Origin of the sequence: Streptococcus sp. DD11, assembly GCF_001578865.1 — a bacterium.
In the GTDB taxonomy this organism is placed as follows: Bacteria; Bacillota; Bacilli; order Lactobacillales; family Streptococcaceae; genus Streptococcus; species Streptococcus panodentis.
Genome location: NZ_KQ969484.1, coordinates 1 through 265 on the forward strand (window position 1 = coordinate 1; position 265 = coordinate 265).

General features: G+C 53.2%; 3 tRNA genes. All 3 read left to right on the forward strand.

Annotation, left to right across the window (positions count from 1 at the left end):
* The first annotated feature begins 5 nt into the window (after window positions 1-5).
* The 3 genes from STRDD11_RS13500 to STRDD11_RS13510 all read left to right on the forward strand — a co-directional run bounded on the left by STRDD11_RS13500 (window position 6) and on the right by STRDD11_RS13510 (window position 264).
* Window positions 6-95, forward strand: a tRNA-Ser gene (locus STRDD11_RS13500).
* Window positions 96-113: 18 nt separating this feature from the next.
* Window positions 114-187: transfer RNA gene (locus STRDD11_RS13505), tRNA-Met, on the forward strand.
* 4 nt (window positions 188-191) lie between these two features.
* Window positions 192-264, forward strand: a tRNA-Phe gene (locus tag STRDD11_RS13510).
* The last annotated feature ends 1 nt before the right edge of the window (window position 265 follow it).

Sequence of the window (265 nt, forward strand, 5' to 3'; positions counted from 1 at the left end):
TATTTGGAGGATTACCCAAGTCCGGCTGAAGGGAACGGTCTTGAAAACCGTCAGGCGTGTAAAAGCGTGCGTGGGTTCGAATCCCACATCCTCCTTTAGTGCAATACTACTAACGCGGGATGGAGCAGCTAGGTAGCTCGTCGGGCTCATAACCCGAAGGTCGTAGGTTCAAATCCTGCTCCCGCAATTTTGGCTCGGTAGCTCAGTTGGTAGAGCAATGGATTGAAGCTCCATGTGTCGGCGGTTCGATTCCGTCTCGCGCCAT